At 60.0% G+C, this 8,197-nt stretch carries 7 protein-coding genes and 1 riboswitch; of the genes, 2 read left to right on the top strand and 5 right to left on the bottom strand.

Annotated elements, in window-relative coordinates:
* Positions 1 to 16: 16 nt before the first annotated feature.
* Entirely contained in the window at positions 17 to 1,828 is a 1,812-nt protein-coding gene (locus tag HMPREF3011_RS00935; protein WP_049180880.1) for a BCCT family transporter, read from the bottom strand.
* Positions 1,829 to 2,036: 208 nt separating this feature from the next.
* On the opposite strand from HMPREF3011_RS00935, the gene HMPREF3011_RS00930 reads away from it, so the two are divergent.
* Entirely contained in the window at positions 2,037 to 3,623 is a 1,587-nt protein-coding gene (locus tag HMPREF3011_RS00930; protein WP_070840985.1) for an alkaline phosphatase D family protein, read from the top strand.
* 36 nt (positions 3,624 to 3,659) lie between these two features.
* Here HMPREF3011_RS00930 and HMPREF3011_RS00925 read toward each other — a convergent pair whose 3' ends face one another.
* The 4 genes from HMPREF3011_RS00925 to thiO are packed head-to-tail and all read right to left on the bottom strand — an operon-like array spanning position 3,660 to position 7,159.
* Positions 3,660 to 4,862, bottom strand: coding sequence for a ThiF family adenylyltransferase (locus HMPREF3011_RS00925; RefSeq protein ID WP_070840984.1), 1,203 nt, complete (start codon positions 4,860 to 4,862; stop codon positions 3,660 to 3,662).
* A complete protein-coding gene (locus HMPREF3011_RS00920) occupies positions 4,862 to 5,746 on the bottom strand; it encodes a thiazole synthase (protein WP_083327043.1) in 885 nt (294 codons plus the stop codon). Before HMPREF3011_RS00920 ends, HMPREF3011_RS00925 begins: the two co-directional genes overlap by 1 nt.
* 2 nt (positions 5,747 to 5,748) lie before the next feature.
* On the bottom strand, positions 5,749 to 5,982 hold the full coding sequence (thiS, locus tag HMPREF3011_RS00915; RefSeq protein ID WP_070840983.1) for a sulfur carrier protein ThiS: 234 nt from the start codon (positions 5,980 to 5,982) through the stop codon (positions 5,749 to 5,751).
* A gap of 13 nt (positions 5,983 to 5,995) precedes the next feature.
* Positions 5,996 to 7,159 carry a glycine oxidase ThiO gene (thiO, locus tag HMPREF3011_RS00910; RefSeq protein ID WP_070840982.1) on the bottom strand — a complete coding sequence of 388 codons (1,164 nt, stop codon included), beginning with the start codon at positions 7,157 to 7,159 and terminating at the stop codon, positions 5,996 to 5,998.
* Positions 7,160 to 7,166: 7 nt separating this feature from the next.
* Positions 7,167 to 7,289: riboswitch (TPP riboswitch) on the bottom strand.
* 70 nt (positions 7,290 to 7,359) lie between these two features.
* Here thiO and HMPREF3011_RS00905 point away from each other — a divergent pair.
* Positions 7,360 to 8,118, top strand: coding sequence for a thiamine phosphate synthase (locus HMPREF3011_RS00905; RefSeq protein WP_070840981.1), 759 nt, complete (start codon positions 7,360 to 7,362; stop codon positions 8,116 to 8,118).
* The last annotated feature ends 79 nt before the right edge of the window (positions 8,119 to 8,197 follow it).

The following is an 8,197-nucleotide window of genomic DNA, read 5'->3' as shown; positions in this document are numbered from 1 at the left end:
CTGCGACCGTGCTCTACTACGACTCAGACTTGGTCCCCGACTCCTCTGGCTCCTCCGATTCCGACTTTTCGCCAGACTCAAACTCACCTTCAACGACCACATCGGACTGAATAACCAGGCGTCCCTCGTCATCGTGGGTGTACTCAAAGCGTGGTAGCTCATTGCCCTCTTCGTCGTAGCCCGGTGCGGGTGCGGCTTCGTGCTTCTCCAACTTCTCTGGAGTGTCGGTCTTGCTCCACTGTCGCGTGACTGGCTTGCGCACGGCCATGTGGTCATCACTCATGCCCTTGACCAGGGAGTACATCATGATGAAGTGGAGGAAGAAGAACGGCACACCAATGACAATCACCGCGGATTGCAGCGCTTCCAGTGCAGTTTCACCAGAAATCAGCAGCAGAGAAGCTGCCACAGCACCGATCATGATGCCCCACAGCACGCGGTAAAAGGTCGGGGCCTTGTTTTCTTCACCGGTGGACATCATGTCCATTACCATCGCAGCGGAGTCGATGGAGGTGACGAAGAAGATCATGATCACAAAGAGCGCAAATACGCTGACAAGCGTTGCCAGCGGGTACTGCTCCAGGAGGATAAAGAGTGCCGGCGAGGGATCTCCGCCTTCGACAACTGGTTTGGTCAGAATACCCGGATTCTCATTTTCCAATTCAAAGCCTGCACGCCCGAAGATGGAGAACCACATAATTGACACGATTGTCGGCAGTGCAATCACACCGGCGATGAACTGACGTACTGTACGGCCACGAGAAATACGGGCGACGAACATGCCCACAAATGGCGACCAGCAGATTGTCCAGGCCCAGTAGAAGACCGTCCAGGCACCCTGCTTCCAATTCGGGTTGACGTCGTAGGAGTCAGTCCAGAACATGACGCGTGGCAACGCATCCAAGTAGACACCTGTCGTGTCGACAGTCTGGCGCAGCAACGTCAAAGTCGGGCCCATCAGCAGCACGAAGACCATCAACCCCATGGCGGCCCAAATATTGGCATTGGACAGCAACTTGATGCCCTTGTCCAAACCACGTGCCACAGAGATCGAGGCAATCACAATAATGATGGCAATCAGAATGAGCTGCACCATCGAGTTTTCCGGGGTACCGATTACACGAGCAGCACCGGAGTTAATCTGCAGCGCACCCATGCCAACCGATACCGCGATACCGACGACCGTACCGATGATGGCAACGGCGTCGATAAGCTTGCCCGGCCATGAGTAGATGCGGGCACCGAGCAGCGGCGCGAAAATCGAGGAGACGCGTGGCGGCAGATGGCGCTTGTAAATGAAGTATCCCAGTGCGAGCCCCGGAAGCGCCATGATGACCCACATGTGAATACCCAGGTGGTAGATGGTAAATGCCATCGCAGTGTTCTGAGCTTCGCGGGTCATCGGCTCTTGACCGAACGGCGGGTTGTAGGCGTGGTTGAGTGGTTCAGCCACACCCCAGAACATCAGCATGGAGCCAGTACCACCGGCGAAGAGCATGCCGAACCACTCAGCGATGCTGTATTCGGGCTCTTCGTCGTCATCGCCAAGCTGAATGCGTCCGTAGCGGGACACGAACAAGCCGATGAGGAAGATAAAGCTCGCAGAAACACCACCGATGAACAGCCAGCCCAGGTTAGATGTAACCCATTCGGAAGCGGCCGAGTAGGCACCCCGAGCTGTGTCCCCCAGCACAACGGTCACTGCCACAAAGAGGACAATGAAACCTATCGCTGTCGTGAAGATCAACGGGTCGGTCGGCAGGTTCTTAAGAAAACCGCCCGACTTCTTTTCTTGCTTGTTTACTTGTGGCGTTGTTGTAGATCCCATTGTCGGGGTCGGCGCCTTTCACTTCTAGATTGTCTGTCTTTAAAAGACAGCTCGGAAGACACATTCCTCCCAAGTCAGTTATCTACGTTACAAAAAGAAGCGGAGCCATTCTCAATAACCGGGTCTTTGTACTGCAATTGCGACTTTTCCCTTCGAGTTCACGCCGGTTTAACCGAACATCAAAGTGGAAAACCTAAAGTTCGACTCCATGCAGCTTTCCCGTCGTAGCGCTCTACGTTTAGGCGCATCCACCGCACTTGCTACTTCAGTCACGCTCGCTCATGCCTCTGGAGCTGCCGCTTCAGTTACACCGGGTTCGCCGTCACTGGCCTCCCCAGGGCTATTGCGTTCTCGGCCACAGCTCACTCACGGCGTTGCAAGTGGCGATATCCGCGGCGACGGCGCATTAATTTGGGCTCGCTCAGACCGCCCCGCCCACATGGTTGTTGAAACTGCCGCGACAGAGAGCTTCCAGAATGCCAAGGTATTCCGCAGCAACTCTCTGTTAACTCCGGACACGGACGGCACCGGACGTCTACGTGTCGTCGGTCTCGAGCCGGGACAGGAAATCTTTTACCGCGTCACGCTCGAAGAGGCAGATACTGGAATCTGCTCTGATCCCGTTATCGGCACCTTCCGTACTGCCCCCAACCGCGCATCCAACATCCGCCTGCACTGGTCCGGCGATGTCGCAGGACAGGGTTGGGGAATTAACGACGAGATCGGTGGCTACACCGGCTTTTCCACCATGCTGGAGCGCAATCCAGACCTATTCATTCACTCAGGCGACACCTGCTACGCCGACGGTCCACTGGAGGAATCCGTCACGCTTTCCGACGGCACTGTGTGGCACAACCATGTCACTCCGGCCAAATCCAAAGTTGCTGAAACCCTCGAGGATTATCGCGGCCAGTACTCCTACAACCTCATGGACAAGAACTACTTGGCCTTCAATGCGCAGGTTCCGCAGCTGGTCCAGTGGGATGACCACGAAACAGTCAACAACTGGTACCCCAACGAAGTCCTAGACGATGATCGCTATACCGAGCGCGATGTCAACACCCTGGCCAAGCGCGCCTACCAGGCTTTCCATGAGTGGCAGCCACTTGATCAGCAAATGGCTGTTGATGGGCGCGTATACCGCAAGGTTTCCTACGGCCCTTTGCTAGACATATTCATCCTGGATATGCGCAGCTACAAGGGAGAAAACACTTCCAATAATCCGCGCTCGACAACCGAAGAACCAATCCTTGGCGAAAAGCAGACAAGCTGGTTAATCGACTCCCTCAAGGACTCCCGCGCGACGTGGAAGATTGTTGCTAATGACCTACCGCTTGGAATCATCGTCCCCGACGGCGACGATGGTGACCAAGAAAGCATATCCAATGGTGTCGCCGGTGCGCCTGCAGGCCGTGAACGTGAAATCGCCCGTCTGCTCAGCGCCATTAAGGATGTTTCAAATATCGTTTGGCTCACCGCCGATGTGCACTACACCGCGGCTCACCACTACAGCCCGGAGCGCGCACAGTTCACTGACTTCGCACCCTTCTGGGAATTCGTCTCCGGTCCTCTCCACGCAGGCGCTTTCGGCCCCAACGAAATGGATCCGACCTTCGGGCCGAAGGTGGAGTACGTCCACGCACCGGGTAAGGACAATGCCAACGCCGACCCCACACAGGATTTCCAACACTTCGGCGAAGTCGATATCGACGGCGACTCACGCGAGATGACTGTCCGTCTGCTCACCACCCGCGGCACCGAATTGTGGTCGACAACGCTGCAGCCGCAGGCGTAGGCAAGCTGTTCAACAGAGCGTGGCGGCAGCTACTAATTAGTGCGTTCCGCCACGCTTCACGACGGTCTCCTGCCCCGCCGCCTGCCAGGCCACAATGCCCCCGTCCAGGTTAATGAGCTCCGGCGTGACACCATCAGCCTCGGTATCGCTGGCCAGCAGCTCAATCGCCTGTTGCGAGCGGGCCCCCGAGTGGCAGTGAATGAGAACTCCCTCTGCCCCAGTTGCGACACCGTCAGCCTGCGCAAGTGCCTCATTCACAGCAGCCCACCGACGGCTGCGAATGTCACCGAGTGGCACAAGCACAGATCCGGCAATGGCGACCTCCGCGTGCTCATCGGGTTCGCGTACATCGATGAGAGGCACTCCCCTGGCAAGAAGCTCGTGTGCCATGTTGGGACCGATGCTGCGCACGCTCTGCGCCGGGTCCTCTTCATCCTCGGACCACGATGCTGCGCACACCTGCGCAATTTCGGTCAGGTCGGAAACGGGTTCGCGCTCCGGGTCGGCTGCAAAGGACAGTGTGCGGGTGGTTGCCTCCAGGGCGTCGATAAGCACGAGCTTGCCAACGCCGACCTTGCCAACACCAGTGAGCACCTTGATTGCTTCGACGACCATCATCGAGCCAATCTGTCCGACCATTGCGCCGAGGACACCACCTGCGGCGCACGACGGTACGGAGCCGGGGTCGGGAATGTCGGGGTAGAGATCGCGAAGCATGGGGCCGTGGCCTGGCCAGAAGACGGACAGCTGCCCGGCGAACTGCAGAATCGTAGCCCAGACCAGCGGTGTTCCGGTCAGCTCCGCAGCATCGGAGGACAGGTAGCGCGTGGCGAAATTGTCCGCGCCGTCGAGCACTACATCGTGAGCGGCGAAGAGCTCCTCGGCATTGTCGACGCTCAACCTGCCGACAATTGCGGTCACCGATGCCTCGGAGTCGAGGCGCCGCACGGCATCGGCGGCGGATTCGGCCTTCGGGCGACCAATGTCAGACTCGCGGTGAATGACCTGGCGCTGCAAGTTGGACTCGTCGACTACGTCATCGTCAATAATGGTGATGTGTCCGACCCCTGCACCGGCCAGGTACAACAACGCGGGCGATCCCAGGCCACCAGCGCCGATAACGAGGACGCGGGAAGCTCGCAAAGTTCGCTGCCCCTCGGCGCCAAAGCCCGGCAGTGTTAGATGCCGCGCGTACCGACGCAGGTCACGATCCGATAGATTGACCCCCTGCTCAGCCATTACAGGGAATCCTGCTCGCGTGCGCCGCTGACGCGTTCGGTGATGATTCCCTCAAACGACGAGCTCGCCTGAGCCAGTCGGCGGCGTGGAATGCGACCGGACTCGCGAGCAGTCAGACCTGCCTCAACGCCGAAGCGCATCGCTGTGGCCATGCCCACCGGATCATGCGCACGTGTCACGGCGGATGCCAGCAGCACCGCATCGCAGCCCAGCTCCATTGCCTGCGCTGCCTCGGAGGCGGTGCCGATGCCCGCGTCCAGGATGATGGGCACATTCGCGCGGTCAACAATCAGCTCGATGTTGTGTGGGTTGAGAATTCCCAGGCCAGTGCCAATCGGAGAGCCCGCCGGCATGACCGCTGCGCAGCCCAGATCCTCCAGCCGCTTGGCCAGCGCCGGATCGTCATTGGTGTAAGCGAAAACCACGAAGTCGTCAGCCACCAGCTGCTCCGCAGCGGCGACCAGCTCGACCGGGTCCGGCAGCAGAGTGTCCTCGTCGGCGATGACCTCGAGCTTCAGCAGGTTGGTCTCCAGCGCCTCGCGGGCCAACTGCGCAGTCAACACCGCGTCACGAGCGGTATAGCACCCCGCGGTATTCGGCAGCGCCGCGATATTGTTGCGCTGCAAAATCTCAAAAACGTTCTGCTTCGTGCCGGGCGTAAAGCGGCGCATCGCCACCGTAGTCAGCTCGGTGCCCGAAGCCACCAGCGCGCGCTCCAGCGTATCCATACTGGTCGCACCGCCAGTTCCCATAATCAGACGGGAGTTCAATTCCAGCCCGCCAATGCGCAGCGGTTCCCGTGTAAGTTCGCGCGTCAATTCGCTCGCCGCCCCGGTTTCGTTTGCCTGTGCGGACATATTTGCCTGTGCGGACTTCTCAGTCATCTCTAGCCTCCCTGAACTGCTGTCACGATGTCGATTGCACCTGCCACGGGCGTGGTTGCCCACTTAGCACGCGGAATCACCGCACCATCCACGGCTACTGCAATCCCCAGGCGGGTACCGTCCGCGGTGGTGCCGTCGTCGTTAAGCACGTGCCCCGTATGCTTTGCGACGAGATCTGCGACCATCTCCCCCGCAGCCGGTGTGTAGCCTTCGCCATTGAGTGTTGTGGTGGACATAAGCGAGCCTCCTCTAGTCGCTGAAGCGGAATGGATTGACGGCGGAAAGAAGCGCCCGGTCGTTATCATTTTCTCGACCGGCGACGACATCGGCGGTGAGCTTGGAACCGATAGCCGTAAGCAGAATGCCGTGGCGGAAGTAGCCGGTGGACACGGTCAGTCCTGGAGCCACGCGGCCAATCATGGGGACATCGTCCGGGGAACCCGGCCGGGCGCGGGCGGTCATCTCGTAGATTTCGCAGTCGAGAATGCCGGGCACCAGGCGGTATGCGTCGCGGAGTAGCTGGTGGACTCCTTCGGCGGAGACGCCGGTCAGGTCATCTTCACGCGAGGTAGCGCCGAGCACGACGGTGCCGTCAGCACGCGGGACGATATAAACCGGACGCCCCTGAACCACACCGCGAATAGTGCGGGTGACCAGCGGCCGCAGGCGCTCCGGTACACGCAGACGCAGCACATCCCCATAGACCGGGCGCAGTGGCAGATTCAGATTCTCCGGCAGCCCGGTGATATCGGCAGTGTTCAACCCCGCAGCCAGAACGACCTCATCGGCGAGATAATCACTTCCGTCCGCACCGCGCAGACCGATGGCGCGGTCGGAAGCGTAGATAACCTCTTCCGCGCGGGTGCGGATGACACGGTCTCCCAGGATGGTCAGCAGTGCGTCGGCGAGCAGACGCGGATTGACCTGGTGATCTCCTGGAATATCCACCGCACCAACACAACCCGGCCCCAGTGCCGGCTCGGCCCGGCGCGCTTCGGTGGCGGTAATGCGGTTGATCTCCATACCCATGTCATGCTGCAACTCAACGAGCTCGCTAAGGGTCTGCCGGTCGGCGGCATCACCCGCACAAACAAACGTGGAATTCTCGATGTAGCCGACATCGTGGCCTGATTCCTCAGCGATGGCCTGGGCAAAGTCGCGGTAGAGCTTGCCCGACTCAACCATCAGCGGATACAGCGTCGGCTGATCCCACACGACTTCGGCCACCGGCGCCAGCATGCCAGCTGCGGCGAAAGTTGCGCCGGAAACGGGCTCGGCATCGAGGACGGTCACATCGAATCCCCGGCGAAGTAGTCTCCATGCCGTCGCCAAGCCAATAATGCCCGCACCTGCGATAACAACGCTTGACGACGTATCCCCTGTGCCACCCTCACCTATCGAGGCAGCACCCATAGCGGCAGCATTCACTGCCATTCCTCCCTCCGGCGGCATAACCCGCATCAGGTAAAAGCGGTCGGCGTTATTCGCCCTCTCAGCCAGCGGCATCTCATCGATGCCGAGTACGGCTCCCGCGGAACGTAGTACCCCCCCATCATATGACTTCCCGATGGCCGCCACTACACCGCATCCTCGACCTCGCCTAACATGGGGACATGAACGCCTCATCAGCTGCCACTCGCACAACACGACGCGCCCTGCTTGCCGATGCCCGTCTGTACCTCTGCACCGACTCGCGTGCATCCCGCGGTGATCTGCGCGAATTTCTGCACGCCTGTTACGAAGGCGGCACCGACATCATCCAGCTGCGCGACAAGAAAGTCGACACTCGCGACGAGATTGCCGCCGTGGAGATCCTCGCCGAGGTCGCCACTGAACACGGCAAGCTCTTCGCCGTCAATGACCGCGCCGACATTGCCGCGCTGACCGGCGCAGACATTCTGCATGTGGGCCAGGAAGACCTCACGACCGAGCAGGCCCGCCAGATCGTTGGCCCCGAGGTTCTCATCGGCCGATCCAACCGAAATCTGGACATGTTCGCCGCCTCACTTGCCGACGATGGCATCGATTACGCGGTAATCGGCCCGGTGTATGCCACCCCGACGAAGCCCGACCGTCAGCCCGTCGGAGTCGAGATGGTTCATGAAGCTGCGGCACTGGTGCGGAGAGTGCGGGCACAGGGATCAGCGGAGTCCCACCAGGATTCCGTGGCCGATATTGTGCGCCCACACGACCGCGGCGCAAGTGACCCCGTCAAGCCATGGTGGGCAATTGGCGGTATCAACGCCGAGACCGCCAATGCGGTTATCGCCGCTGGTGCGGAGCGCATTGTGGTGGTTCGCGCACTGACCGAGGCAGAAAACCCGGAAGAGGCAGCTCGTGCCCTGCGCGCTGCGGTTACGAACGGTCGCTGAGTTTCGTGGGTTAAGTAGCAAAAGTGTGGGTTAATAGGCAAAAAGTGTGTCCGCTCGGCGTGTCGCTGGGTGGGCACCA

The organism is Corynebacterium sp. HMSC074C04, from assembly GCF_001838295.1.
GTDB classification, from domain to species: domain Bacteria; phylum Actinomycetota; class Actinomycetes; order Mycobacteriales; family Mycobacteriaceae; genus Corynebacterium; species Corynebacterium amycolatum.
The sequence above is the reverse complement of the archived record's forward strand: the minus strand, read 5'-3'. Positions and strand labels throughout refer to the sequence as shown.